The sequence below is a fragment of the Stenotrophomonas sp. 93052_Sma genome (genome assembly GCF_056481145.1).
This window is the reverse complement of the sequence record NZ_CM151134.1, coordinates 1,115,672-1,140,350: the sequence shown is the minus strand read 5'-3', so window position 1 is coordinate 1,140,350 and position 24,679 is coordinate 1,115,672. Positions and strand designations below refer to the sequence as shown.

Genomic DNA, 24,679 nt, shown 5'->3' with positions numbered 1-24,679 from the left:
ACGATGCAGGCGTTCTCGCCGCTTCGGAAAACCCCATGGTCCGTTTGCTGTCGCGCTGGCTGCCATTGCTGGCCCTTCTGATGATGAGCGGTTGCACTTCGCTGCCGGACAGCGCGCGTGGCCGCTTCGAAGCACGTGCGGTGAAGGTGGACGGGCACACGGCTTACTACCAGGTGTTCATTCCCGCGGGCCTGCAGGCCCGCAGCCCTGGTGGGCAGACGCCCGCAACCTCCAACGTCCCGGTCATCCTGTTCCTGCACGGTTCGGGCGAGCGCGGCGCCGATGGTATCAAGCAGACCCACGCCGGGCTGGGGCCTTATCTGCGCGAGCATCCCGACTTCCCTGCCCTGGTGGTGTTTCCACAGGTACCGGGCCATGAGGAATGGAGCGGCCGCAACAACCGTGCGGCCGTTGCCGCGCTGGACGCGACGATCGCCGAATTCGGCGCCGACCCGGCACGGCAGTACCTGACCGGCATGTCGATGGGCGGCTACGGCAGCTGGAACATCGCCCTGGACGACCCGCGCCGCTTTGCCGCGATCGTCCCCGTGTGCGGCGCAGTACTTGCACCACGCGCAAAGCGTCCGACCCTGTTCGTCGAGCAGGTCGTCCAGGAAACCGATCCGTATGCCGTGATCGCGCAGCGCCTGCAGCACACGCCGGTCTGGATCTTCCACGGCGCGCTGGACGACGTGGTGCCTCCGGATGACGACCGCAGGCTGCACAGCGCATTCCAGAGCGCCGCTGCACGCGACGTGCGCTACACCGAGTACCCGGAAGGCAATCACAATGCCTGGGACGCTACCTACGCCGACCCGGCAATGTGGGCGTGGCTGTTCGCGCAGAAGCGCTGAACCGCAGTTTCTCGTAGCTGCCAACCTTGGTTGGCACTGACTGCTCTGGTAGTTGCCAACCTTGGTTGGCATTGACTGCTCCGGTAGTTGCCAACCTTGGTTGGCATTGACTGCTCCGGTAGTTGCCAACCTTGGTTGGCATTGACTGCTCTGGTAGTTGCCAACCTTGGTTGGCACTGGCCTACCTGAAACCAAGCCATTCCCCGATGTTCACTGGAAGCAGGCCCATCCATGCTTGCTCCATGCAGAACACACGTCTCCTGCTCGGTCGTCGCTCCAGCGTCGGCCTCAGCTATATCCTCACCACAGTCGTCCATGGCCGCGCACCGCTCTTCACCAACGCCGCAGTGGCCGCCTTGGCAGTGCGCGAATTCCAGCGACTTGATCAGGAAGGCTTCACCCGCTCGATTGCCTACGTGGTCATGCCCGACCACATTCACTGGCTGGTCGAACTGCGCGCCGGGTCACTGGAAACCGTCATGAAGCGTTTCAAGTCGCGCACAGCCCAGCAGGCAAACCGGCTGCTGGGGCGAGTCGGGCGCTTCTGGCAGGCCTGCTATCACGATCATGCGATCCGCTCGGACGAATCGTTGCACCGACATGCGATGTACCTGATGGGAAATCCGATCAGGGCCGGGCTGACGTCGCGGTTGGGGCAATATCCCCATGCATGGTGCGAATGGGAGCTTGGGGCATCATGTGATCTGCCCGATGACATGAGCTCCGGTGGATAGTGCCAACCAAGGTTGGCATCTACCAAAGCGGTGCGCGGACAAGCCGAGCGGTGAGTGTGCCAACCAAGGTTGGCACCCACCACACCAGCAGTGTCAACCAAGGTTGACACCCACCAGAGCGGCGGTCAGCCCAGCAGCGTTTCCAGCACGGCCATGCGCACGGCGACGCCGTTGGCGACCTGGCGCAGCACCCACGACTGCGGGCCGTCGGCCACCTCGTCGGTCACTTCCACGCCGCGGTTGATCGGGCCTGGATGCAGCACCGCGGCATCCTTGCCGGCGCGGGCCAGGCGTTCGTTGGTCAGGCCGTACTGCGCGTGGTACTGCTCCAGCGACGGCACCAGGCCTTCTTCCATGCGCTCGCGCTGCAGGCGCAGCATCATCAGCGCGTCGACGCCTTCCAGCATCGCGTCGAAATCATCACCGACCACGCAGCCCTTCAGGGTCTCGTCGTCCGGCAGCAGCGACTTCGGGCCGCACACGCGGATCTCGCCCACGCCCAGCGTGCGCAGCGCATGCAGGTCGGTGCGGGCCACGCGCGAGTGCTTCACGTCGCCGACGATCACCACTTTCATCTTCGAGAAATCCGGGCCCTTGGCCTGGCGCAGGGTCAGCATGTCCAGCAGGCCCTGGGTCGGGTGCGCGCTGCGCCCGTCACCGGCGTTGATCAGTGCAGTGCCCTCACCCGCTGCCTCGGCCAGTGCGGCCACGGCGCCATCATCGGGGTGGCGCACCACGAAGCCGCGCACGCCCATCGCCTCCAGGTTGCGCAGCGTGTCGCAGGCGGTTTCGCCCTTGCGCGTGGACGAGGTCGATGCATCGAAGTTCAGTACGTCGGCGCCCAGGCGCTGCGCGGCCAGCTGGAACGAGCTGCGGGTGCGCGTGGACGGTTCGAAGAACAGCGTGCACACCGCCGAACCGGCCAGCACGTGGCGCTTGTTGCCGACACGACCGACCGCGGCGTCGCGGATCTGCCCTGCCCGGTCAAGCAGCTGCAGCAGGGTGTCGCGCGGAAGGCCTTCGAGGGTCAGCAGGTGGCGCAGGCGGCCGGAGGCATCGAGTTGCTGGGCGGTCATGGCGGTGTCGGGCAGTCAGGGAATGGGGGTGGCGTCGTCCGGCGACGACAGCCAACGGTCGATGATCACCGCCGCGGCAACGGCATCGAGGGCGGCCGCATCACGGCGGCGCTTGCGCCCTTCGGCGCGCTCGACAGCGAAGCGGCGGGCGGCCTCGACCGAGCTGGAACGCTCGTCGATCATCACCACCGGCAGCTTGAAACGTTCCCGCAGCTGGCGGGCAAAGCCCTGCGCGCTTGCGGTTGGGCTGGTCCTGGCCGTCCAGGGTCAGCGGGTCGCCGACCACCAGGCCGTCGGGCTTCCATTCCTTGAGCAGGCGTTCGATCGCGGTCCAGTCCGGGCCGTTGCCGTGCACATCGACCACCGCCACCGCGCGCGCATGCGCAGCGAAGGCACTGCCGATGGCCACGCCGATACGCCGCGAGCCAACATCGAAACCCAGAACGGTGCCATCACGGCGGATGGCCGGGGCAGCAGAATCCGGCGCGGGCGCGATGGGCTCAGACATGGCCGCTGTAGTCGGTCAGCCGGAACAGGTCCACACCGATACGCGAGGCTGCACCCTGCCAGCGCTGCTCCAGCGGCAGCTGGAACACCAGCTCGGCGTCGGCCGGTACGGTCAGCCAGCTGTTCTCGGACAGCTCGCTTTCCAGCTGCCCTGCACCCCAACCGGCACAGCCGAGGGTGACCACGGCATTGGCCGGGCCTTCGCCGCGCGCCATCGCTTCGAGGATGTCGCGCGAGGTGGTCAGGTACAGGCCGTCGCCCACGGTCAGGCTGGAATCCCACGCCCGCGCGTCGTCATGGATGACGAAGCCGCGCTCGGGATGCACCGGGCCGCCGTTGAGCACCATGCGCGCCTGGAGGTCGCCATCACCGGTGGTGATGTCCATCTGCGCAAGCACTTCGCCCAGCGTGTACTCGGAAGGCTGGTTGACCAGCACGCCCATCGCCCCGTTCTCGTCGTGCTGGCAGATCAGCGCGACGCTGCGGGCAAAGGTCGCGTCGAGCAGCGACGGCAGCGCGACGAGCAGGTGATCGGCAAGGGAAGTCGGCGTAACAGGCATGGCCCCATTCTACCTGCTGGGGGCGGGATGGTCGCGCGATGGTGCCGAACCGCGATGGGCTAGGATGGTGCTTTGCCATGGAAGGTCATCGATGCAGTCTTCATCGCCCCTGACCCTGCCGGCACGCAGCGCCATCGTCCTGATCGCGCTGCTGCAGGGCCTGATGCTGTATGCCGCACAGGAGCTGTCCGATGCGTGGCCGTTCCGCGATATCGGCTGGCGCTACTGCTGGTATGCCTGGGTGCTGGCCATTCCCAGCGCGGTGGCGCTGAGCCTGGTCGAGCTGGGCCAGCGCCGCCTGTGGCTGCAGGCCGCGCTCGGCTCGGCGGTGGTGCTGGCGCTGGCCGCCTGGATCGGCTGGAACCTCAACGGCGAGACCGCACTGGAATCGGGCGCGCTGCAGTTCCCGCTGACCGTGGGCATGGCCGTAGCAGTGTTCGTGGCCCTGCCCTGGTGGCAGTTCCAGCTGCAACACGGGCATTGGCGCGCCAGCTATCCGGAGCTGTTCGAGCGCGCCTGGCAGAACGGCCTGACCCTGGCCCTGGCGGCGCTGTTCACCGGGCTGACCTGGCTGCTGCTGTGGCTGTGGGCGGCGCTGTTCCAGCTGCTCGACGTGACCATCTTCCGCGACCTGTTCCGGCAGGACGCGTTCATCGCGCTGGCCACCGGCAGCCTGGCCGGGTTCGGCGTGCTGATCGGGCGCACCCAGCACCGCGCGATCCAGATCACCCGCCAGGTGCTGTTCGCGATCTGCCGCGGGCTGCTGCCGCTGCTCTCGTTCATCGCCGTGCTGTTCGTGCTGAGCCTGCCGCTGACCGGGCTGGAGCCGCTGTGGAAGACCCGCTCGGCCGCCAGCCTGCTGCTGGTGCTGTCGCTGCTGCTGGTGTCATTCACCAATGCGGTCTACCAGCAAGGCGACGACACCGCGCCCTACCCCGTCGTGCTGCGCTGGCTGGTCGAGGCCAGTCTGCTGGCGCTGCCGATCTATGCGGTGCTGGCACTGTATGCACTGGGCCTGCGCGTGGTGCAGTACGGCTGGACCCTGGACCGCTTCTGGGCGGTGCTGATCGCGCTGGCCGTGGCCGGCTATGCCGTGGGCTACGCGCTGGCGGTGCTGCGCCGGCAGAGCCGCTGGTTGCAGATGCTGGAGCCGGTCAACCGATGGATGTGCTGGGCGGTGCTGGCACTGGCCTTGCTGGGCAACTCGCCGCTGCTGGACCCGGTGCGGCTGACCCTGTCCAGCCAGCTGGAGCGGCTGCGCGCGGACCCGCCGGCGATCACCAGCAGCGACGTCAACGTGCTGCGCTTCGATCTTGGGCGCCGTGGCGTGCAGGCGCTGCGCGAGCTGCAGCGTGATCCGGCCATCACCGCCGATGCCAACGCGCCACAGGTGATCGCTGCCGCGCTGGCACGTACCTCGCGCTGGGACGATGGACAGCGCCTGGACAAGGGTCTGCAGGACGTCGCCGCCCTGCAGCGCGCTGAAGCTGGCCAAGGGATCCAGCTCGCCGCCGGACGATTGGTGGCAGGCACTGGCCACACGTTCGATCAATGGCGAATCCTGCGCCCAGAGCGAGCGCGACTGCCTGATCGTGCATCGCGACCTGGACGGCGATGGCACCGGCGAAGTGCTGCTGTGCGAGCTGTACACCCACCGTGGCCCGGACTGCGTGCTGTACGCACGTGGCAGGGATGCCCACTGGCGCCGGGCCGGTTCGCTGTTCGGCACCGTCAGCGGCCAGGCCGAGGCGATCAACCAGGCCCTGCGTGATGGCGAACTCACTCTTGTGCCACCGCGTTGGCCGATGCTGTCCATCGGCGGGCGCCCCGCGCTGGCCATCGATCCAGAACCCGAATCCAACGAGTCTTCCCCATGAGCGGCTACTGCCTCATCGCCCCGGGCCATCCGGTGCACGACTACTACCACGCCAACGAGTACGGCTTTCCGCAGCGTGACGAGCGCGAGCTGTTCGAGCGGCTGGTGCTGGAAATCAACCAGGCCGGCCTGAGCTGGGAGACCATCCTGAAGAAGCGCGAGGGCTTCCGCGCGGCCTATGACGGCTTCGATGTGGATCGGGTTGCAGCCTACGCCGAGCAGGACATCGAACGGCTGCTGTCGGACGCAGGCATCATCCGCAACCGGCTGAAGGTGCTGGCGGCGATCCACAACGCACAGGTGATCCAGCAGCTGCGGGTCAGCCACGGCAGCTTCGCGGGCTGGCTGGACGCGCACCATCCGCGCAGCAAGGCCGACTGGGTGAAGCTGTTCAAGAAGACGTTCCGCTTCACCGGCGGCGAGATCACCGGCGAATTCCTGATGAGCCTGGGCTACCTGCCCGGTGCGCACGCCGAGGACTGCCCGGTGCATGCGCGGCTGCTGACGCTGTCGCCGCCGTGGTTGCAGGCCTCCCGGTAGCGCCGGCCGCTGGCCGGCAACCTCGGAACGCCTCAGGTGTTGCCGGCCAGCGGCCGGCACTACCGTCGAATCGTCACACGCCCATGTAACGGCCCGGGCGGTGGTTGAACATCAGCACCAGGCTGAGCACCACCGCGCCGATCGCCGAATACAGCACCTTCGACGGCGACAGCACGAAGAACGCGGCCACCATCAGGCAGGCGTCGTAGGACATCTGCACCTTGCCCGCGCTCCAGCCGCGGGTGCGCTGCAGGTACACCGCCAGGATACCGATGCCGCCGAGGCTGGCGCGGTGGCGGATGAAGAACAGGATGCCCAGGCCGGACAACGCACCGCCCACGATCGCCGAATACAACGGGTTGATGTGCGAGAAATCGATCCAGCGCGGCAGCAGGTCGGTCAGCACGCCACAGGCGGTGACCGCGGCGAAGGTCTTCAGGGTGAATTCCCAGCCCATGCGCCGCAGCGCCACCCAGTAGAACGGCAGATTGACCAGCACAAACACCAGGCCGAAGTTCCAGCCCATCGAGTAGTGCAGCAGGAAGGCCATGCCGGCCATGCCGCCGATCATCAGCCCACCCTTGGCGAAGATGGCCAGGCCCAGCGAGGCCACCATCGTAGCCAGCACCATGCCCTGCACGTCCTCGGCAATCGAGTGGCGAAGCGCTTTTTCGTCGGCGGTAGTGCCGGCGCTGTCGGGCGGTGGGGTCAGCGGACCGGCGGTGACCAGGTGGCCGTCAGCGTCGTCGCACGGCGCAGAGCCATGGGCGGGAAGGGACATACGGGTGGGGGAACAGCAGGTGGGGAGCGCTATTAGACACGATCTGCATGACAGTTGCAGATGAAATCGTTCAGCTGCGCTCGCCCATTCAGGTTATTCCGGAGGCGTCACCGGCAGCACGGCCAGCATGTCCTCGCAATCATCGTCCATGCCTGTCTCGACGAAACCGAAGCTGCCATAGAAGGCGCCCGCCACCGGATTGCGCGGGTTGTAGCAGATCTCGATCTCGGCCAGGCCGGGCGTGTCCCGGATCTGCGCCAGCGCCAGTTCCAGCGCGCCGCCCGATGCCACGCCCCTGCCAGCGCTGATCGACCATGAAGCGCCAGATCGAGATGCGCTGCGGCGTCTCCGGCACCCACATGAAGAACCCGACCAGCTCGCCATCGGCCTGGATGGCGCGGGTCTGGTAGCCGGGATGGAATGCTGCCTGCACCAGCGACCAGGTATTGCCGGCCACGAAGTCCTGCTGCGCCTCGCTGACGTCGAGATCGCATACCGCTTCGTAGTTGTCGACGGTGATCGCGTCCAGCGTGACCTGCATGAGGGCGTCCTGCCTCGGGATGAACGCCCAGTCTGCCTGACCCCGGAGGCCGTGTAGCCTGACCCCCACACGACCGTTCAGCGCCGGGTTGCCTGCTCAGCCCTTTCCGGCCAGATGGTGCGCCACCAGCGCGTTGGCGTGGCCATGGCCCAGCCCATGCTCGCTTTTCAGGAAGCTGACCAGTTCCATGTGTTTCAGGCCCTTCTTGCCCGCCAGCAGCCCGAACCAGTGCGCCACCGGCTGACCGTAGGTCTTCTCGATGGAGGGGAAGTACGAGGCCGGGCCTTTCGGCTTGGTGTCAGCGCTCATGTGCAGCTCCCGTTGAAGTCATTCATTCGACGAACCACAGTCCCTGAAATCGACATCCCCACACGCCTACACAGAATGGGGTCGGAGCCGTTCCAACAGCTCGCGGGAAATTGTCGAAGGCGGGGCGGCTCAGGTTGCGGGGGCGTGAGCGCCATGGATGGCGCGACCGAGGCTACATGGACGTACTTGCGCCGTCCCCCGCAACCTGAGCCCCCCGCCTCCCACGGGAAGCCAGCTTTTGACGTTGCCATTGACGTTGTTTCGGCGGGTGCCGGGCGCAGCCCGGCCGTATCATCCCGCCATGCCCCGTGAAAACCTCAACGACCTGCAGGCCTTCGTCCACGTTGCCCGCGAGGGCAGTTTCACCAGGGCCGCCGCCCAGCTAGGCGTTTCCCAGTCGGCGCTCAGCCATGCCATGCGCGGGCTGGAGGAGCGACTCGGCGTGCGCCTGCTGACCCGCACCACCCGCAGCGTGTCCACCACCGAGGCTGGCGCCCGCCTGCTCGATACCCTCGCCCCGCGCCTGGCCGAGATCGAGGACGAACTGGCCGCACTGGCCGAGTACCGCGAGCGACCGGCCGGCACCATCCGCATCAATGCGACCGGCCATGCCGCCGAGTACATCGCCTGGCCGCGGCTGGCGCCATTGCTGCAGCAGTATCCGGACCTGAAGGTGGAACTGGCTGCCGACTACGGGCTGGCCGACATCGTCGCCGAGCGCTACGACATCGGCATCCGCCTCGGCGAACGGCTGGCGCGCGACATGATTGCCGTGCCGGTCAGCCCGCCGCTGCGCATGCGCGTGGTCGGTGCGCCCAGCTACTTCCGCCAGCACGTGGTACCGCGGCATCCGAACGACCTGCCCGAGCACAACTGCGTGACCCTGCGGCTGCCCACGCATGGCGGGCTGATGCCGTGGGATTTCGGCCAGGACGGTAACGAACTGAGCGTGCGCGTGACCGGTCAGTGGACCTTCAACACCATGGGCATGACCCGCGCGGCTGCACTGGCCGGCAGCGGCCTGGCCTGGCTGCCGGAAGACCAGGTGCAGCCGATGCTGGACGATGGCCGCCTGCAATCGGTGCTGGACGACTGGTGCCCGCACTTCGATGGCTACTACGCGTATTACCCGTCGCGCCGCCACGTCACCGTGGCGATGCGGACGGTGCTTGATGCGCTGCGCGGGCCGATGGCTGGATGAGCTGAGGAGTGCGGACCAACGGTCCGCACCCACCCCGGTCCGCACCCGCCAGAGGCAGGGGGGGGCCGGCGGTCAGCCCTTGGCCTGCGCGGCGCGCTGCGCGTTGTAGCGCTCACCGACAATCGACACTTCATCCAGCGCCTGCGCGATGCGTTGCAGTTCCTCCGGCGCCAACTGCAGGTCGGCCGCGCCCAGGTTTTCTTCCAGCCGATGGATCTTGGTGGTGCCCGGAATCGGCACGATCCACGGTGCCTGCGCCAGCAGCCAGGCCAGCGCTACCTGCGCCGGCGTCGCGCCACGTGCGGCAGCGATCGTGCTGATGCGGTCAACCAGCGCCTGGTTGGCACGACGCGCCTCCACTTCAAAACGCGGCACGGTGTTGCGGAAGTCGTTGGCGTCGAAGGTGGTGTCGGCATTGATCGCGCCGGTCAGGAAACCACGGCCCAGCGGGCTGAACGGCACGAAGCCGATACCCAGTTCCTGCAACGTCGGCAGCAGCTCGCGCTCCGGCTCACGCCACCACAGCGAGTACTCGCTCTGCACGGCGGCCACTGGCTGCACCGCATGCGCACGGCGAACGGTCGCGGCGCTGGCCTCGGACAGGCCGAAGTGGCCGACCTTGCCCTCGGCGATCAGGTCGCGAACGGTGCCAGCGACATCTTCGATCGGCACGTTGGGGTCGACACGGTGCTGGTAGAACAGGTCGATATGGTCGGTGCGCAGGCGCTTGAGGCTGGCCTCCGCCACCGCGCGGATGTTCTCGGGACGGCTGTCCAGCCCGGTATCGACGCGCGCATCCTTGAAGCCGAACTTGGTGGCGATCACCAGCCTGTCGCGGTACGGCGCCAGCGCCTCGCCGAGCAGGTCTTCGTTGGTGTAGGGGCCATACACTTCGGCGGTGTCGAAGAAGGTCACGCCACGCTCGACGGCGGCCTGCAGCAGGGCGATGCCCTGGCTGCGCTCCACCGGTTGGCCGTAGCCATGGCTCAGGCCCATGCAGCCCAGGCCGAGGGCGGAAACCTTCAGGCCACTGCGGCCCAGTTCACGTGTCTGCATCGTCGTGCTCCAGAGGGGGAGCGCTGACGATACGCCTGCAGAGCCCACGGATTGAATGGGCAGCATTGCAGTTGGTCATGACTGGAATTCATCAATGCGCGGAGCCGCCCGCCCGTAGAGTCGAGCTTGCTCGACTCGACAAGAACAGTCGAGCAGGCTCGACTCTACGGAACACGCAGATCACCGGATCTCGGAAATCTCCACGCCATCCAGCCCCTGCGACAGGGTGCGGGCGTCGCCGCCCTGGCTGAGCTTGATGCGCAGGCGCACTTCGTTCTGCGAATCGGCGTAGCGCAGCGCGTCCTCGTAGCTGATCTCGCCGGCCTGGTACAGCTCGAACAGGCTCTGGTCGAAGGTCTTCATGCCCAGCTGGACCGAGTCCTTCATCACTTCCTTCAGCTTGTGGATCTCACCGTCGCGGATGTAGTCCTGCACCAGCGGCGTACCCAGCAGGATCTCCATCGCCACCTTGCGCGAGCGGCCATCGGGCGACGGCACCAGCTGCTGCGCGACCACGCCCTTGAGGTTCAGCGACAGGTCCATCAGCAACTGGTTGCGGCGGTCTTCCGGGAAGAAGTTGACGATGCGGTCCATCGCCTGGTTGGCGTTGTTGGCATGCAAGGTGCACAGCACCAGGTGGCCGGTTTCGGCGAACGCGATGGCGTGGTCCATGCCTTCGCGGGTACGCACCTCGCCGATCATGATCACGTCCGGTGCCTGGCGCAGGGTGTTCTTCAACGCGGCTTCCCAGCTGTCGGTATCGATGCCGACTTCGCGCTGGGTGATGATGCAGCCCTCGTGCTTGTGCACGAATTCGATCGGGTCTTCGATGGTGATGATGTGGCCAGTCGAGTTCTGGTTGCGGTAGCCGATCATCGCCGCCAGCGAGGTCGATTTACCGGTACCGGTGGCACCGACGAACAGGATGATGCCGCGCTTGGTCATCGCCAGCGTCTTGATGATCGGCGGCAGGCTCAGTTCTTCCACGGTCGGAATGCGCGTCTCGATGCGACGCAGCACCATGCCGACCTGGTTGCGCTGGTAGAAGCAGCTGACACGGAATCGGCCGACACCGGACAGGCCGATGGCGAAGTTGCATTCATGGGTCTTCTCGAATTCCTCGCGCTGCGCCGGGGTCATCACGTTGAGGACCAGGTCGCGGCTCTGCTGCGGCGTGAGCTGGGTCTGCGTGATCGGCGAGATCTTGCCGTTGACCTTCATCGCCGGCGGCATGCCGGCGGTGATGAACAGGTCCGAGGCGCGCTGGTGCGCCATCAGCTTGAGGAACGAAGTGAAATCGATGGTGGTCGCGGTGGTGTTCACGGCGGGCTCCCAATGGGGCATGTACCAGGAAACGGTCGGAGGCGGAAACGGCGCGGAAACGGCGGCGCACTGGCGCACGCCGTCCCGTTGCGGCCCCGCCTTACTCGAACAGGCGCTTGTCCTTGGCGTAGTCGCGGGCCTGGTTGCGGGTGATCAGGCTGCGCTTGACCAGGTCCTGCAGGTGCTGGTCCAGGGTCATCATGCCGTACTGCTGGCCGGTCTGGATGGCCGAATACATCTGCGCCACCTTGTCCTCGCGGATCAGGTTGCGGATGGCCGGGGTGCCGACCATGATTTCCCATGCAGCGGTACGACCGCCGCCGACCTTCTTCAGCAGCGCCTGCGAGATCACCGCACGCAGCGATTCGGACAGCATCGAACGCACCATCGGCTTTTCGCCGGCCGGGAACACGTCGATGATACGGTCGATGGTCTTGGCCGCCGAGCTGGTGTGCAGAGTGCCGAACACCAGGTGGCCGGTTTCCGCGGCGGTCAGTGCCAGGCGGATGGTTTCCAGGTCGCGCAGTTCGCCGACCAGGATGATGTCCGGGTCTTCACGCAGTGCCGAGCGCAGCGCTTCGTTGAAGCCATGCGTATCGCGGTGCACTTCGCGCTGGTTGATCAGGCACTTCTGCGAGGTGTGCACGAATTCGATCGGATCCTCGACGGTGAGGATGTGGCCGTATTCGTTTTTGTTGATGTAGTCGATCATCGCCGCCAGCGTGGTCGACTTGCCCGAACCGGTCGGACCGGTCACCAGGATCAGGCCCTGCGGCTGCTGGATCACTTCGCGGAACAGCGGCGGGCAGGCCAGGTCCTCAAGGGTGAGCACCTCGGACGGAATAGTACGGAACACCGCACCGGCACCGCGGTTCTGGTTGAACGCGTTGACACGGAAGCGCGCCAGCGACGGGATCTCGAAGGAGAAGTCCACTTCGAGGAATTCCTCGTAATCGCGGCGCTGCTTGTCGGACATGATGTCGTACACCAGCGCGTGGACCTGCTTGTGGTCCAGGGCTGGGATGTTGATCCGGCGCACGTCGCCGTCCACGCGGATCATCGGCGGCAGGCCTGCGGACAGGTGCAGGTCGGACGCTTTGTTCTTTACGGAAAACGCCAACAGCTCGGCGATATCCATGAGCGGCTACTCCCCAATAACGGCTTCGACTGGAAGGATCTTTCCCCGGGCGGCAGTATAGCCTCCTGATTCAACGGAACGCGTTACGTGGCCACTCCCCTGCCCCAGATCCTGAGCAACCTGCACGCCGCCGCCGAGGCCGCTGGCAGGCCCGACCCACGCCTGCTGGCGGTGTCCAAGACCCAGCCGGCCGAGGCCGTGGCGGCGCTTGCCGCACAGGGCCAGCACGCCTTCGGCGAGAACTACGTGCAGGAAGCACTGGCCAAGATGCAGGTGCTGCAGCACCTGGCCCTGGAATGGCACCTGATCGGCCACCTGCAGTCGAACAAGGCCGATGCCGTGGCCAGCCATTTCGACTGGGTGCAGAGCGTGGACCGTCCCAAGCTGGTGACCGCGCTGGCACGCCATCGCCCGGCCGCGCGTGGCCCGCTGAACGTACTGATCCAGGTCAACATCGACGATGAATCCAGCAAGCATGGCTGTGCACCGGAAGAAGTGGATGCACTGGCCGCCGCGATTGCCGCCGAACCCAGCCTGCGCCTGCGCGGTCTGATGGCGATTCCCGCACCGTGGCCCGAGGCCGAGCGCCGCCGGGATGCATTCGTGCGCATGCGCACACTTTTCCAGTCGCTGGCTGCCCAGCACGCGCAGATCGACACGCTGTCGATGGGCATGAGCAGCGACTACGCCGAAGCCATCGCCGAGGGTGCCACCCTGGTGCGCATCGGCACCGCCCTGTTCGGCGCCCGCCCGGGCCCGGCCTGATTTTCCAAGGAGACTTCCATGGCAGCTGATTCCATCACCTTCATCGGCGGCGGCAACATGGCCCGCAGCCTGATCGCCGGCCTGATCCGCCAGGGCGTGCCTGCCGCGCACATCCACGTGGCCGAACCGGTGGCCGCACTGCGCGAGTCACTGGCTGCCGACTTCGGCGTGCAGGTGCACGACAACGCCGCCGATGCCGCCGCGCACGGCCGCACCTGGCTGCTGGCGGTGAAGCCGCAGGTGCTGCGCGATGTGTGCCAGTCGCTGCAGGCGCTGGCGCAGGCGAACCGGCCACTGGTGGTGTCGATCGCCGCCGGCATCACCAGCGCGCAGCTGGAACGCTGGCTGGGTGGCAATCTGCCGGTGGTGCGCGCGATGCCGAACACCCCGGCCCTGCTCGGCGCCGGCGTGACCGGCCTGTACGCCACCGCGTCGGTGGATGCGCAGCAGCACGCACGCGCCGAACAGGTGCTGGCCAGTGCCGGGCGCACGGTGTGGATCGACAGCGAGTCGCTGATGGATTCGGTGACTGCCGTATCCGGCAGCGGGCCGGCCTATGTGTTCCTGCTGGCCGAAGCGATGGAAGCGGCAGGTATCGCCCAGGGCCTGCCGGCCGACGCTGCGCGTGCGCTGGTGGTGCAGACCCTGCTGGGAGCCTCGCGCATGCTTGATGAGGCCGGTGAAAGCCCAGCCGAGCTGCGCCGTCGCGTGACCTCGCCGAACGGCACCACCCAGGCCGCGATCGAGAGCTTCCAGGCCGGTGGTTTCGAGGCGCTGGTGGACACCGCGCTGCGCGCCGCGCAGGTACGTGGGCAGGAACTGTCTGCGGCGAATGATTGATCCCGATGTGTGCCGACCAACGGTCGGCACCTACCGTCATCCACGCGTGGCGTGGATGCTCACTGCCCCAATGTGGCCATGACGAAATCGACGAAGCACTGCAGGCGCGGACGCGGCCGTCGATCCGGCAGGTAGATCAGATGCATGGGCCGCGGTTTGGGCAGGTAGTCGCGCAGCAGCGGCTTCAACCGCCCGGCCGCGATTTCGCCGGCCAGCAGCGCGGTCGGCTGCAGCACCAGCCCTGCGCCGGCCACGGCGGCCTCGCGCAGTGCAACACCGTCGTTGCAGGTCAGCCGCGCCTCCCAGTCCACCTGTTCGCCGTTGGCCAACTGCCAGCCATGGCCGCCGCGCCAGGCCAGGTGGCTCAGGCAATCATGCCCCTGCAGATCCGCGGGCGTGCGCGGCGTGCCGCGCCGGCGCAGGTAGGACGGTGCCGCACACAGGCTCATTGCATACGGCGGCAGCGGCCGCGCCACCACCTCCTGCGATGGCAGCGACCCGACCCGGATCGCCACGTCGAAGCCATCCTCGATCAGGTCCACGCGGCGGTTGCTCAGGTCCAGTTCGATGTTCAGCAACGGCTGCTCACGCAATAGTCCGGACAGTACCGGCGCCAGCACGCAGCTGCCCCAGGTAGTCGGCGCGCTGACCCGCAGCAGCCCGCGGGGTTGTACCTGCAGGCCGGCCACGTCCGCCTCCGCCTGCTGCACCTGCTCCAGCACCTGCCGGCACCCGGCCAGATAGGCGCCGCCGGCTTCGGTCAGGCGCTGGCGGCGGGTGTTCCGCTGCAGCAGCGCGGTCCCCAGATGCGCCTCCAGCTGCTGGATGTACTTGCCCACCATCACCGCCGAGACCTGCAGCTGTTCGGCAGCGCCGGCGAAGCTGCCACGCTCGGCCACGGCAACGAAGGCCTGCATGCATCGAAGGGTATCCATTACTAATCCTGAGTTAGGAATCTGCAAAGCATACGCCGCTTACCTAACCCAGCCGTGAGAGCGCAGACTGCGCCCATTCCCTCTCCCGCAAGGAACCGCCATGAAGATCCTCCTCGTGGGTGCCAGCGGCACCCTCGGCCAGGCAGTCGCCCGCCAGCTCGGCCAGCAGCATCAGATTCTCGCCGCCGGCCGCCACAGCGGCGAGTTGCGTGTGGACCTGACCGATGACGCCAGCGTTGCCGAACTGTTCGCGCGTACCGGCCCGGTCGATGCGGTGATCTCCACCGCCGGCAAGCTGCACTTCGGCCCGCTGCAGGAGATGACGCCCGAGCAGTTCAACCTCGGCCTGCAGGACAAACTGCTGGGCCAGGTGCGGCTGGCCCTGGCCGCGCAGCACCATCTCAGCGCTGGCGGATCGATCACCCTGACCAGCGGCATCGTCAGCGCACAGCCGATCCGCGATGGCGTCAACGCCACCGCGGTGAATGCCGCGCTGGAAGGCTTCGTGCGCGCAGCCGCGCTGGAACTGCTGCCGCGTGGCCTACGCATCAACGTGGTCAGCCCGAACGTGCTGATCGAATCGATGGCGGCTTACGGCCCCTATTTCCCAGGCTTCGAAGCGGTGAGCGCGCAGCGCGCGGCGCTGGCCTTCCAGCGCGCGGTGGAAGGCATCCAGAGCGGCGAGACGATCACGGTCTGGTAAGAAAAAAGGGGACGGAGGGGATTAAGTCGTTAATGCACAAACGACATAATCCCCTCCGTCCCTTTTCGCGGGTCACTCCCAGCGCATCGGGCCGTCGCCGCGTTCGCCGAGGACGTCTTCGGGGTTGGCCAGGCGGCAGCGCTGCAGCGACAGGCAGCCGCAGCCGATGCAGCCGGTCAGTTCATCGCGCAGCAGTTCCAGCATGTGGATGCGCTCCTCCAGCTCGATGCGCCAGCGCGCGGACAGCTTGGCCCAGTCGGCCTTGGTCGGCGCGGCCCTCGGGCAGGCTTTCGAAGGCACGGCCGACAGCTTCCAGTGGCATGCCCACCCGTTGCGCGACGCGGATCACGGCCAACCGTCGCAGCACATCACGGCTGTAGCGCCGCTGGTTGCCCGAGGTGCGCAGGCTGCTGATCAGCCCCTTGCGCTCGTAGAAATGCAGCGCGGAAACCGCCACGCCACTGCGCTGGGAGACTTCGCCAACGCTGAGTTCCTGGGAAACCATTGCTTGACCTAAACTGCAGTTGAGGTGGCATGCTGCTATCTTCGCCGCCAGTTGACAAGCGCGGCCCGCATCTGACTCGTATGTCCCCCACTCTTTCGCCCGCCGACGCCCGTGCGCCGGCTGATACGTCGATCCTGTCTCCCCGCTATCGCGCCACCACCATCGGCATGGTGGCACTGGTGGCGCTGCATGCCTTCGAGGCCCTGGCGGTGGCCGCCGCCATGCCGACCGTGGCCGAGGCGCTGGATGGCCTGCGCCTGTTTGCGCTGGCCTTTGGCGGCACCCTGGCCACCAGTGTCATCGGCATGACCCTGGCCGGACGCTGGGCCGACCGCCATGGGCCAGCTCGGCCGCTGTGGTATGGCCTGGGCTGCTTCGTGCTGGGCCTGCTGCTGGCCGGCTTCGCCATGCGCATGGGCATGCTGGTGGCCGGGCGCCTGCTACAGGGCCTGGGCGCAGGCGCGATCTCGGTCTCGCTGTACGTGATGGTTGGCCGCAGCTATCCCGAACACCTGCGCCCGAAGGTATTCGCCGCGTTCTCCGCCGGCTGGGTGGTGCCGTCGATGATCGGCCCGGCACTGAGCGGCCTGATCGTGCAGCACCTCGGTTGGCGTTGGGTATTCCTGGCGGTGCCGCTACTGGCGGTCCCGGCCGCGCTGCTGCTGCGCCCTGCACTGGCACGCATGCAGCCCACTGATGCTGCCAGCAGCGACGATGGACGCGGCAACGTGGTGCGCTGGGCCAGCGGTGCTTCGTTGGCGGCGCTGCTGCTCTACTTCGGCGGCCAGCAGCAGGGCCTGCCTGCGCTGCTCTGCATCGGCGTGGCCATGCTGGCGCTGCTGTTCTGCGTGCACCGCCTGTTGCCAGCCGGCACGTTGCTGCTGCGCCGCGGGTTGCCCAGCGTGATCGCGCTGCGCGGCGTCGCGGCGGCCGCATTCTTCGCCTGTGAGGCCTACCTGCCACTGCTGTTGCAGCGCGAACGCGGGCTCTCGCCCAGCTGGGCCGGCGCGGTGCTCAGCCTCGGCGCGTTGGGCTGGTTCGCCGGTTCATGGCTGCAGGGCCACCAGCAGCGCGGCTGGTCACGCCAGCAGCTGCTGCGCGTTGGCACACCGCTGATGACGATCGGTATCGCCGCCACACTGGCCGTGCTGTTCAACGCAGTGCCGCTGCCGGTGGCCCTGGTCGGCTGGGCCATGACCGGCTTCGGCATGGGCATGATCTACGCCAGCCTGTCGGTGCTGACGCTTTCGCTGTCGGCGCCGCATGAGCAGGGCGCCAACACCTCGGCGCTGCAGCTGAGCGAAGCGTTGTCGGTGACCACCGCACTGGCGGTGTCCGGTGCTCTGTTCGCGTTGTTCGTGGAAACCGCACCACACACCGGCTACTTCCTGTGCCTGGCAATCACCTTCGGCCTGGCACTGCTGGCCACGGTGATCGCGCGGCGGGTGTAGCACCGCCGCATTGCGGGATTGCCGGCCAGCGGCCGGCACTACCGGGTACCCGTCCCCATGTCATCGATATCCCGGTGCAGGATGCGCCTCACCTCCAGCACCGCCTGCGGGGTTTCCTGCACGCTGTGGCCGGAGATGATCACCTTCTCCGACAGCGCGCCCGGCAGATGTGCGCTCCAGTACGGCACCAGCCCATCATCGGATTTCTCCACCGGCAGCTCGGGTTTGCGCTGGGCGATGATCGAGTGGTACTTCACGCCCGCTTCGATCGGCAGCTGTGCGGCGGCCTTCACGAACGGATCGCTGGCCTTGAGGTTGTCGATGCTGTTCGGGATCTTCGGCTTGGCGGTGCCATCGACCTGCTGCTCGGCCTGCGCCAGCGCCATGAACACGTCCTCGAACTTGCCGAGGATTGTCAGCGGCAGGCGTACCAAGCGACCGATCAGGCGACCGACCTTGTTGCCGGCAATGTCGGTGCCCTGGTGCGGCGCGGCGATGAAGATCGCACGCTCCACGTTCGGCTGTGCCTTGAAATGCAGCAGCGGACCCAGCTTGTTCTGCACCCGCTTCAGCCGTTCCCCCTTCAGGTCGTAGTTGGCCAGCAGGTCGTTCCACAGTACATCGCCGGAATCGCTCACCAGCAGGCGCGCCAGCACGCCGCCCATGCTGTGACCGATGTAGACCATGTCCTTCGACGCACGCGTGCTGCCGTTGGGATCGAAATGCTTCAGCGTGTCGTTGAATGCATTGGCGATCTCGTAGCGGTTCAGCGCGATCGGCGCATTGGTCGGGTAATAGACCTGCCACACCTGGAACTGCTGGCGCAGCTCGGGGTCACCCATGATCTCGTTGGCCAGGTTCACCCACGCTTCCGGGCTGCTGGCCAGGCCGTGCAGCATGAAGATGATGCGGCGGTTCGGGTCCCACGGCTGCATCAGGTAGATGTGCGGCTCGCCGATGCCCTCGCTCATACCGAACAGGGTACGCAGCGACTGCCGGGCGAAGCCACTCTGCGCCAGCCACAGGCCGTAGGCGGCAGTGAAGTTGCCGGCCAGCGGTACCTGCTCACCGTGCAGAGTGATGCGCTCGGTCGCTTCCGGCGAATAGGCATCCAGCTCGACCCGGCGCGTGCGCATCACGTCTTCCAGGCTGCTGCCCTCGAACCGCAGCAGTGCGGTGACGTTGATCGAGGACATCTCACTGAACTCGGGCACCGAATCGTCATGGCGGTGGCGGCGGCCACGACGCTCGTCGTCCTCGTCGTCCTGCGCGGTTTCAGCCTTCGGGCCGTCGGGCTCGATCACTGGCGCGACCAGTTTCGGCGGGTCCATCACCATCACCAGTTCGGCACCGAAGCCATCGCGGCGATAGGTGCTGCGCAGGCCAACGAAGCTGACCGTTCCCGCTGGCACCAGCTGCGCCGGAATGCTCTTCAGACCCAGCTGCTGGTAGTTGGAGGCCAGCGACCAGCTACCGACCGTGAGCGGCTTCGTATAGTCCTCGCCGGCCAGCGCAGCGGCGCGTGCGCGCACGAACAACACCACCGCCGCCTTCTCGGCCGCGTAGTTGTAGTAGTCGCGCACCTGCGTCTGCCGGTCCTCGAAGGCCCGGTCGGACGGTGAGCGGCCACTGTAGAACAGGTAGGCATAGGCATAGCGCGCGGCTTCCAGCCAGGCATCCAATGCCGCATCGCTCATCGGCGGGTCGCCTGCGGCGGTCTTCTTCGGCGTCATCGCCAATGCAGCCTTCACCCACAGTTCGGACAGCGCCGACAGCCGCTGCTCGACATTGAGGTCGTCGGTCATCAGCAACGTGCTGCGGCAGACCAGGAAGTCCTTCTCGCACTGCGATTCGTCCAGGCCCGCTGCGCTGAGCGTTTCACGCGCGGCGGGGCTGAGCTTGCCAGTGTTGAGCACATCCGCGCGCTTGTTGACCAGTGAATCACTGGATTTGACCTGCTTGACGGTGACCATCGCGCAGCCGCTGCTGCCCAGCAGCAGGAAGGCGGCGAACAACACCGGCAGCAGGCGCTGCCAGCGGGTCAGAAAAAGTTGGGTCATTACTGCGGGTCCTGCTCGGTGCCGGGCACGCCCTGGCGGATCACGGTGGAGAAATGCTCGCCATCACCCAGGTCCAATGCGCGCTGGGTGATGCGGCCCTTGTCGTGCAGCTCGGTGTACGGCACGCCCGGCGTGAGCGCGCCGACCTCCTGCGCGTACTCGGCCAGATAGCCGGACAGCAGCAGCCGATAGTCCAACGGCAGGCGCGGCGCGATGTGGCGGGCCAGGTCGAAGACGATGGTCGTGCAGTTGCTGGTCAGCGTGTTGTAGAAACCCGGCTTGGCATCCAGTTCACGCGCCTGTTCGATGTACGCAGCGAACAGTTCCTTCAGCTGCGCGCGGTCCATGCCATGCAGGCGGTACAGGTAGACATCTTCGCCACGCGCATTGGTGCGGGTGCGGATGATGTCGGTCTCCTCCGAAGCCACCAGGGTCATCTCGAACTTGCGGAAGAAGCCACCCAGCGCGGAGAACGACTCACCGCGCTCCTTGCGGATCTCCAGCGAGAACACCACGTGGCGTCCATCCTCGAAGCCGAACGAGATCAGCGTGTGGGCGATCGCCGGGCCCATCCAGTACGACAGCACCAGGTCGGCCGAGCGCAGCTGGTCCAGGTCGTATTCGCGGCGCACCCAGTGCGCGTCGTAGTCGGTTTCGCTGCGCCAGGTGAAGTCGCGCACGTTGTCCAGCACCACATGGCGCCCGTCGAAGGACACCACGTGCAGGCGCTGGGCCACGTCGTCGGCCCATACGCGGTCCTGGCGCGGGGTCAGCAGCAGCCACCACAGGCCGGCCAACGCCAGCGCCACACCGAAGGCCGTGCCGAGGCGGCGGGAGGCACGTCCCCGCGCGACCCGCCACGACGCCCACAGCGCCACCAGCAGCCACAGCACGGCCACGCCGGTGGCCAGCCAACCCGGCCCCGGCAGCTGGTAGGCCAGCAGCCCGCTCACCCACAGCGCCGCCAGCGCCATGGCACTCCCTGTCATCCAACGTCCTGCGGCGTTCACTGGCATCCTGTCGCGGTCTTGAAGCCGCATAGTTAGCCACAAGCGGGTTCACCGTGGCATCTACAGACCGTTCAGGCTGGGCAGCGCACCGTCGGCGGCGGCCTCTGCGGCCAGGTTCACTTCACAGGAGCAACGATGGGCATCACTTCCGTGGCCGGCGTTCCGGTCCAACCCCGGCACCGAGCCACCTGCCACTGCGGCACGGTCGAACTGCTGCTGGACCTGCCGGACGGTATTGTCGAACCCCGCCGCTGCGACTGCTCGATGTGCCGGCGCCGGGGGGCCATTGCCGCCAGCGTCAGCCGCGCGGGCCTGCAGGTAGTGCGCGGGCAGAACCACCTGCAGCGGTACCAGTTCAACACCCATGTGGCCGAGCACTATTTCTGTGGCGTGTGCGGCATCTACACCCATCACCGGCGCCGCTCCAACCCGGAACAGTACGGCTACAACGTGGCCTGCCTGGAAGGCATCGACCCGTTCGCGCTGGGTGTGATCCCGGTCAACGATGGGGTCAACCATCCCGCCGACCGCACCGGTTAGTGGCGCGTGCGCCGTGGCGGTGCGGCAACCTTCTGCCAGGGGGCCATGCCGCTGCGGCCTGCCCGCACCGGGCGCTTCAGCCAGGGCCGGCGGGGCGTCGCCTGCGGTTCGGTGGCGACCGGGGAAGGAACAGGTCTGCGGCCGGGCCAGAGATGATCGAGCAGCCACATGGCAGGTCTCCGTGGGGGACGGGGACGACCTACGCTAGCGACACCTGGGCAAAGAACGGGTGAGGGTGCTGCGGCAGCCAGATGACAGCCGCCCCCCCCCTCAGTCCTGCGGCCGTGACCGGCCCAGGCGGCGCACCAGCACGAAGAACAACGGCACCAGCACCACTGCCAGCACCGTGCCGGAGACCATGCCACCGATCACGCTCATGCCGATTTCACGGCGGCTGACCGCGCCCGCGCCGGTGGCCAACGCCAACGGGATCACACCGGCCACGAAGGCCAACGACGTCATCACGATCGGGCGCAGGCGCAGGCGTGCGCCCTGCAGGGCCGCTTCCACCGCTGAACTACCAACGCGATAGCGGGCTTCGGCGAACTCCACGATCAGGATCGCGTTCTTGGCCGACAGGCCGATGGTGGTCAGCAGCCCCACCTGGAAGTAGATGTCGTTGACGAACCCGGCCGCGGTGGTCGCCAGCACGGTACCAATCACGCCCAGGGGGATCACCAGGACCACCGCCACCGGCACCGTCCAGCTTTCATAGAGCGCCGCCAGGCACAGGAAGATGAAGGCAATGGAGGCGATGTACAGCCACAGCGTCTGGTTGCTGGCCAGCTGTTCCTGGTAGGACAGGCCACTCCACTGCAGGTCGAACCCGGGTTGATCGGCAACCAGTGCCTGCATGCGCCGCATCGCCTCGCCCGAGCTGCGCCCTTCAGCGGCGCTGCCCTGGATCTGCATTGCCGGCAGCCCGTTGAAACGCTGCTGCAGCTGCGGCCCGCGCGCCCAATGGCTGCTGGCGAAACTGGCGAACGACGCCATCTGGCCGTTGCCACCGCGCACATACCACTGGCCGATGTCGTCGGGCACGCTGCGGTAGGGCTGGTCGCCTTGCATGTAGACACGCTTGACCCGGCCGCGATCGAGGAAATCGTTGATGTAGCTGCCGCCCCACGCCGCCGACAGCGTGGAATTGATGTCGGCCTGGGCAAGGCCCAGTGCGCTGGCCTGGGCATGGTCGATGTCCAGCCGCAGCTCGGCCTTGTCGCCAAGACCGTTCAGGCGCACCGAGGTGAGCCCATCGTCTTCACCGGCCGCACGCACCACCTGTTCCTGCGCCGTCTGCAGGGCCACACGCCCGGCCGCACTGGTGTCCTGCAACCACAGTTCGAAGCCGCTGGACTGGCCCAATCCACGCACCGCCGGTGGTGCCAGTACATTGACCTTGGCATCCGGCAGGCTGCGGAAGTAGGCATTGGCACGCGTGATGATCGACGCGGCAGTGTTGTCGCCCGTGCGCTCATCCCAGGGTTTCAGTGCGAGGAAGCCCTGCCCGGCGTTCTGGCCGGTACCGGCATTGTTGCGGCCGACCACTACGAACACCACATCCAGGTTCTGCTTTTCGTGCTCCATGAAGTAGCGGCTGATCTGCTGGCCCAGCGCTTCGGTGCGTGCCATCGGCGTGCCTTCCGGCGTGGAGAACTGGAAGGTCACCTGGCCCTGGTCTTCCACCGGCAGGAAACCGGTCGGCATGCGCACGTACAGCACGACCATGGCGACCACCAGCAGCAGGTAGAACGCCATCCAGCGCCGCGGCCGGGAGACGACGCCACCGAGTTTTCCCTGGTAGGCCAGCTGGCTGCGCTCGACACCCCGGTTGAACGCCCGGAAGAAACGGCCCTGCGGCTTCTGCGCCGAAGACGGCTTGAGCAGGGTGGCGCACAGCGCCGGGGTCAGTGTCAGCGCCACCAGTGCCGACAGCGCCATGGCAGATGCAATCGTGATCGAGAACTGCCGGTAGATGATGCCCGTGGAACCACCGAACAGGGCCATCGGCAGGAACACCGCGCCCAGCACCACGGTGATGCCGATCAACGCGCCGGTGATCTCGCCCATCGATTTTTCGGTCGCTTCGCGCGGCGGCAGATACTCGTCGTGGATGATGCGCTCCACGTTCTCCACCACCACGATCGCATCGTCGACCAGCAGCCCGATCGCCAGCACCATCGCGAACAGGGTCAGTGTGTTGATGGTGAATCCGGCAACGGCCAGCACGCCGAACGTGCCCAGCAGCACCACAGGCACCGTGATCGCCGGAATCAGCGTGGCGCGCAGGTTCTGCAGGAACAGGAACATCACCACCACGACCAGCACGATGGCTTCGATGAGGGTATGGATGACCCCCTCGATCGAGACCCGCACGAACGGCGTGCTGTCACGCGGATAGGCCACCTGCAACCCCGGCGGGAAAGTCGGTCGCAGCCGTTCGATCTCCGCGCGGACCGCGTCGGCGGTGGCCAATGCGTTGGCGCCGGAGGCCAGGGTGACTGAGAAGCCGGCCGCCGGATAGCCATTGAGATAGCTGCTGGTCTGGTAGTTCTCCGCGCCGATCTCGACCCGTGCGACGTCGCCCAGCAACACCGCCGCGCCATTGGGCAGGGTGCGCAGGATGATCGCGCGGAACTGTTCGGGCGTCTGCAGGCGCGACTGCGCGGTGACCGTGGCGTTGAGGCTCTGCGTCGGGCTGGACGGCATCGCGCCCAGCTCACCCGCCGTCACCTGGGTGTTCTGCGCCTGGATCGCAGCGCGAACGTCCGAGGGCATCAGGTCATAGGCGCGCAGCTTGTGCGGGTCCAGCCACACGCGCATTGCGTAAGCCGAGCCGAACACGTTGATCTCGCCAACGCCGGGAATACGGCTGATTGGGTCCTGCACGTTGCTGACCAGGAAATCGGAGACGTCCACGCGCTCCATGCGCCGGCTGGTGTCGTACAGCGAGACCACCATCAGCGAATCGCCCTGCGACTTGGCCACCGTCACGCCCTGCTGCTGCACTTCCTGCGGCAGCCGGTTGATGGCCTGGTTGACGCTGTTCTGCACCTGCACCTGGGCGATATCCGGGTTGGCGCTCTGGTCGAAGGTGACCGTGATGCGCGCCTGCCCCGATGACGAACTGGTGGAGGAGAAATACAACAGGTGATCGATGCCTTTGATCTGCTGTTCGATCACCTGGGTGACGCTGTCTTCCACCGTCTGTGCCGAGGCACCGGTGTAGTTCGCGGTGATGTTGACCTGCGGCGGCGCGATGTCCGGGTACTGCTCCACCGGCAGCTGGTTCACCGCGATGGTGCCGAAGGCCATGATGCAGATCGCCAGGACCCAGGCGAATACCGGGCGATGGATGAAGAAGCGCGGCAGCATCT

Annotated in this window: 21 protein-coding genes and 3 pseudogenes; 10 read left to right on the top strand and 14 right to left on the bottom strand. The window is 66.9% G+C overall.

Annotation, left to right across the window (positions count from 1 at the left end):
* Positions 1-35 precede the first annotated feature (35 nt).
* Together ACZK2V_RS05325 and ACZK2V_RS05320 are read left to right on the top strand one after the other, a co-directional pair.
* Positions 36-854 (top strand): carboxylesterase family protein, encoded by an 819-nt coding sequence (locus ACZK2V_RS05325; RefSeq protein ID WP_107431674.1) that lies wholly within the window; start codon positions 36-38, stop codon positions 852-854.
* Between the two features lie 242 nt (positions 855-1,096).
* Positions 1,097-1,588 (top strand): REP-associated tyrosine transposase, encoded by a 492-nt coding sequence (locus ACZK2V_RS05320; RefSeq protein ID WP_486322971.1) that lies wholly within the window; start codon positions 1,097-1,099, stop codon positions 1,586-1,588.
* 125 nt (positions 1,589-1,713) lie between these two features.
* Here ACZK2V_RS05320 and ACZK2V_RS05315 read toward each other — a convergent pair whose 3' ends face one another.
* The 3 genes and pseudogenes from ACZK2V_RS05315 to ACZK2V_RS05305 all read right to left on the bottom strand — a co-directional run bounded on the left by ACZK2V_RS05315 (position 1,714) and on the right by ACZK2V_RS05305 (position 3,731).
* Complete coding sequence (locus ACZK2V_RS05315; RefSeq protein ID WP_459002665.1) at positions 1,714-2,664, bottom strand: aspartate carbamoyltransferase catalytic subunit; 951 nt, start codon at positions 2,662-2,664, stop codon at positions 1,714-1,716.
* Positions 2,665-2,769: 105 nt separating this feature from the next.
* Positions 2,770-3,172, bottom strand: a pseudogene (gene ruvX, locus ACZK2V_RS05310) (Holliday junction resolvase RuvX); the annotation flags it as partial.
* On the bottom strand, positions 3,165-3,731 hold the full coding sequence (locus ACZK2V_RS05305) for a YqgE/AlgH family protein (RefSeq protein WP_005408377.1): 567 nt from the start codon (positions 3,729-3,731) through the stop codon (positions 3,165-3,167). The gene ACZK2V_RS05305 and the pseudogene ruvX, both read right to left, overlap by 8 nt.
* Before the next feature lie 91 nt (positions 3,732-3,822).
* Between ACZK2V_RS05305 and ACZK2V_RS05300 the strand changes: the two are divergent.
* Positions 3,823-5,608: pseudogene (locus ACZK2V_RS05300) on the top strand (DUF4153 domain-containing protein).
* Complete coding sequence (locus tag ACZK2V_RS05295; RefSeq protein ID WP_486322970.1) at positions 5,605-6,147, top strand: DNA-3-methyladenine glycosylase I; 543 nt, start codon at positions 5,605-5,607, stop codon at positions 6,145-6,147. Before ACZK2V_RS05300 ends, ACZK2V_RS05295 begins: the two are co-directional and overlap by 4 nt.
* 73 nt (positions 6,148-6,220) lie before the next feature.
* Here ACZK2V_RS05295 and ACZK2V_RS05290 read toward each other — a convergent pair whose 3' ends face one another.
* The 3 genes from ACZK2V_RS05290 to ACZK2V_RS05280 form a co-directional block, all read right to left on the bottom strand.
* Positions 6,221-6,928 (bottom strand): YitT family protein, encoded by a 708-nt coding sequence (locus tag ACZK2V_RS05290; RefSeq protein WP_012510275.1) that lies wholly within the window; start codon positions 6,926-6,928, stop codon positions 6,221-6,223.
* Between the two features lie 139 nt (positions 6,929-7,067).
* Positions 7,068-7,469 (bottom strand): GNAT family N-acetyltransferase, encoded by a 402-nt coding sequence (locus tag ACZK2V_RS05285; protein ID WP_486322969.1) that lies wholly within the window; start codon positions 7,467-7,469, stop codon positions 7,068-7,070.
* A 96-nt stretch (positions 7,470-7,565) separates the two neighbouring features.
* Positions 7,566-7,778 carry a DUF4287 domain-containing protein gene (locus tag ACZK2V_RS05280; RefSeq protein WP_049462135.1) on the bottom strand — a complete coding sequence of 71 codons (213 nt, stop codon included), beginning with the start codon at positions 7,776-7,778 and terminating at the stop codon, positions 7,566-7,568.
* Between the two features lie 301 nt (positions 7,779-8,079).
* Here ACZK2V_RS05280 and ACZK2V_RS05275 point away from each other — a divergent pair, with 301 nt between their 5' ends.
* Positions 8,080-8,979 (top strand): LysR family transcriptional regulator, encoded by a 900-nt coding sequence (locus ACZK2V_RS05275; RefSeq protein WP_486322968.1) that lies wholly within the window; start codon positions 8,080-8,082, stop codon positions 8,977-8,979.
* 72 nt (positions 8,980-9,051) lie between these two features.
* On the opposite strand, the gene ACZK2V_RS05270 is transcribed toward ACZK2V_RS05275, so the two are convergent.
* The 3 genes from ACZK2V_RS05270 to ACZK2V_RS05260 form a co-directional block, all read right to left on the bottom strand.
* Positions 9,052-10,035: an aldo/keto reductase gene (locus ACZK2V_RS05270; protein WP_197616496.1), complete on the bottom strand. Its 984-nt coding sequence runs from the start codon at positions 10,033-10,035 to the stop codon at positions 9,052-9,054.
* 180 nt (positions 10,036-10,215) lie between these two features.
* Positions 10,216-11,379, bottom strand: coding sequence for a PilT/PilU family type 4a pilus ATPase (locus tag ACZK2V_RS05265; RefSeq protein WP_486322967.1), 1,164 nt, complete (start codon positions 11,377-11,379; stop codon positions 10,216-10,218).
* A gap of 79 nt (positions 11,380-11,458) precedes the next feature.
* Positions 11,459-12,496, bottom strand: coding sequence for a type IV pilus twitching motility protein PilT (locus ACZK2V_RS05260; protein WP_006422551.1), 1,038 nt, complete (start codon positions 12,494-12,496; stop codon positions 11,459-11,461).
* Positions 12,497-12,583: 87 nt separating this feature from the next.
* Here ACZK2V_RS05260 and ACZK2V_RS05255 point away from each other — a divergent pair, with 87 nt between their 5' ends.
* Positions 12,584-13,261 carry a YggS family pyridoxal phosphate-dependent enzyme gene (locus ACZK2V_RS05255; protein ID WP_486322966.1) on the top strand — a complete coding sequence of 226 codons (678 nt, stop codon included), beginning with the start codon at positions 12,584-12,586 and terminating at the stop codon, positions 13,259-13,261.
* A gap of 18 nt (positions 13,262-13,279) precedes the next feature.
* Positions 13,280-14,101 (top strand): pyrroline-5-carboxylate reductase, encoded by an 822-nt coding sequence (gene proC, locus ACZK2V_RS05250; protein ID WP_279913663.1) that lies wholly within the window; start codon positions 13,280-13,282, stop codon positions 14,099-14,101.
* Between the two features lie 59 nt (positions 14,102-14,160).
* Here proC and ACZK2V_RS05245 read toward each other — a convergent pair whose 3' ends face one another.
* Complete coding sequence (locus tag ACZK2V_RS05245) at positions 14,161-15,036, bottom strand: LysR family transcriptional regulator (RefSeq protein ID WP_486322965.1); 876 nt, start codon at positions 15,034-15,036, stop codon at positions 14,161-14,163.
* Between the two features lie 100 nt (positions 15,037-15,136).
* Here ACZK2V_RS05245 and ACZK2V_RS05240 point away from each other — a divergent pair, with 100 nt between their 5' ends.
* The gene (locus ACZK2V_RS05240) at positions 15,137-15,739 is read left to right on the top strand and encodes a short chain dehydrogenase (RefSeq protein ID WP_486322964.1); all 603 of its coding nucleotides are present in this window, start codon (positions 15,137-15,139) and stop codon (positions 15,737-15,739) included.
* 72 nt (positions 15,740-15,811) lie between these two features.
* On the opposite strand, the pseudogene soxR reads toward ACZK2V_RS05240, so the two are convergent.
* A pseudogene (soxR, locus tag ACZK2V_RS05235) lies at positions 15,812-16,244 on the bottom strand (redox-sensitive transcriptional activator SoxR).
* A 29-nt stretch (positions 16,245-16,273) separates the two neighbouring features.
* Between soxR and ACZK2V_RS05230 the strand changes: the two are divergent.
* On the top strand, positions 16,274-17,695 hold the full coding sequence (locus ACZK2V_RS05230) for an MFS transporter (RefSeq protein ID WP_486322963.1): 1,422 nt from the start codon (positions 16,274-16,276) through the stop codon (positions 17,693-17,695).
* A gap of 38 nt (positions 17,696-17,733) precedes the next feature.
* On the opposite strand, the gene ACZK2V_RS05225 is transcribed toward ACZK2V_RS05230, so the two are convergent.
* Both ACZK2V_RS05225 and ACZK2V_RS05220 read right to left on the bottom strand, forming a co-directional pair.
* On the bottom strand, positions 17,734-19,755 hold the full coding sequence (locus ACZK2V_RS05225; RefSeq protein ID WP_486322962.1) for an esterase/lipase family protein: 2,022 nt from the start codon (positions 19,753-19,755) through the stop codon (positions 17,734-17,736).
* A complete protein-coding gene (locus tag ACZK2V_RS05220; RefSeq protein ID WP_049463619.1) occupies positions 19,755-20,729 on the bottom strand; it encodes an Lnb N-terminal periplasmic domain-containing protein in 975 nt (324 codons plus the stop codon). The genes ACZK2V_RS05225 and ACZK2V_RS05220 overlap by 1 nt, the downstream gene beginning before the upstream one ends.
* Positions 20,730-20,900: 171 nt before the next feature.
* Here ACZK2V_RS05220 and ACZK2V_RS05215 point away from each other — a divergent pair, with 171 nt between their 5' ends.
* Entirely contained in the window at positions 20,901-21,305 is a 405-nt protein-coding gene (locus tag ACZK2V_RS05215) for a GFA family protein (protein ID WP_049421554.1), read from the top strand.
* A gap of 270 nt (positions 21,306-21,575) precedes the next feature.
* Here the strand turns inward: ACZK2V_RS05215 and ACZK2V_RS05210 are convergent, their stop codons facing one another.
* Positions 21,576-24,677: an efflux RND transporter permease subunit gene (locus ACZK2V_RS05210; RefSeq protein ID WP_486322961.1), complete on the bottom strand. Its 3,102-nt coding sequence runs from the start codon at positions 24,675-24,677 to the stop codon at positions 21,576-21,578.
* Between the last annotated feature and the right edge of the window lie 2 nt (positions 24,678-24,679).

Coding starts and splice junctions, on each gene's coding strand:
- ACZK2V_RS05325 (WP_107431674.1), top strand. CDS start 36: ATGGTCCGTTTGCTGTCGCGCTGGCTGCCATTGCTGGCCCTTCTGATG.
- ACZK2V_RS05320 (WP_486322971.1), top strand. CDS start 1,097: ATGCAGAACACACGTCTCCTGCTCGGTCGTCGCTCCAGCGTCGGCCTC.
- ACZK2V_RS05315 (WP_459002665.1), bottom strand. CDS start 2,664: ATGACCGCCCAGCAACTCGATGCCTCCGGCCGCCTGCGCCACCTGCTG.
- ACZK2V_RS05305 (WP_005408377.1), bottom strand. CDS start 3,731: ATGCCTGTTACGCCGACTTCCCTTGCCGATCACCTGCTCGTCGCGCTG.
- ACZK2V_RS05295 (WP_486322970.1), top strand. CDS start 5,605: ATGAGCGGCTACTGCCTCATCGCCCCGGGCCATCCGGTGCACGACTAC.
- ACZK2V_RS05290 (WP_012510275.1), bottom strand. CDS start 6,928: ATGTCCCTTCCCGCCCATGGCTCTGCGCCGTGCGACGACGCTGACGGC.
- ACZK2V_RS05285 (WP_486322969.1), bottom strand. CDS start 7,469: ATGCAGGTCACGCTGGACGCGATCACCGTCGACAACTACGAAGCGGTA.
- ACZK2V_RS05280 (WP_049462135.1), bottom strand. CDS start 7,778: ATGAGCGCTGACACCAAGCCGAAAGGCCCGGCCTCGTACTTCCCCTCC.
- ACZK2V_RS05275 (WP_486322968.1), top strand. CDS start 8,080: ATGCCCCGTGAAAACCTCAACGACCTGCAGGCCTTCGTCCACGTTGCC.
- ACZK2V_RS05270 (WP_197616496.1), bottom strand. CDS start 10,035: ATGCAGACACGTGAACTGGGCCGCAGTGGCCTGAAGGTTTCCGCCCTC.
- ACZK2V_RS05265 (WP_486322967.1), bottom strand. CDS start 11,379: ATGCCCCATTGGGAGCCCGCCGTGAACACCACCGCGACCACCATCGAT.
- ACZK2V_RS05260 (WP_006422551.1), bottom strand. CDS start 12,496: ATGGATATCGCCGAGCTGTTGGCGTTTTCCGTAAAGAACAAAGCGTCC.
- proC (WP_279913663.1), top strand. CDS start 13,280: ATGGCAGCTGATTCCATCACCTTCATCGGCGGCGGCAACATGGCCCGC.
- ACZK2V_RS05245 (WP_486322965.1), bottom strand. CDS start 15,036: ATGGATACCCTTCGATGCATGCAGGCCTTCGTTGCCGTGGCCGAGCGT.
- ACZK2V_RS05240 (WP_486322964.1), top strand. CDS start 15,137: ATGAAGATCCTCCTCGTGGGTGCCAGCGGCACCCTCGGCCAGGCAGTC.
- ACZK2V_RS05230 (WP_486322963.1), top strand. CDS start 16,274: ATGCTGCTATCTTCGCCGCCAGTTGACAAGCGCGGCCCGCATCTGACT.
- ACZK2V_RS05225 (WP_486322962.1), bottom strand. CDS start 19,755: ATGACCCAACTTTTTCTGACCCGCTGGCAGCGCCTGCTGCCGGTGTTG.
- ACZK2V_RS05220 (WP_049463619.1), bottom strand. CDS start 20,729: ATGGCGCTGGCGGCGCTGTGGGTGAGCGGGCTGCTGGCCTACCAGCTG.
- ACZK2V_RS05215 (WP_049421554.1), top strand. CDS start 20,901: ATGGGCATCACTTCCGTGGCCGGCGTTCCGGTCCAACCCCGGCACCGA.
- ACZK2V_RS05210 (WP_486322961.1), bottom strand. CDS start 24,677: ATGCTGCCGCGCTTCTTCATCCATCGCCCGGTATTCGCCTGGGTCCTG.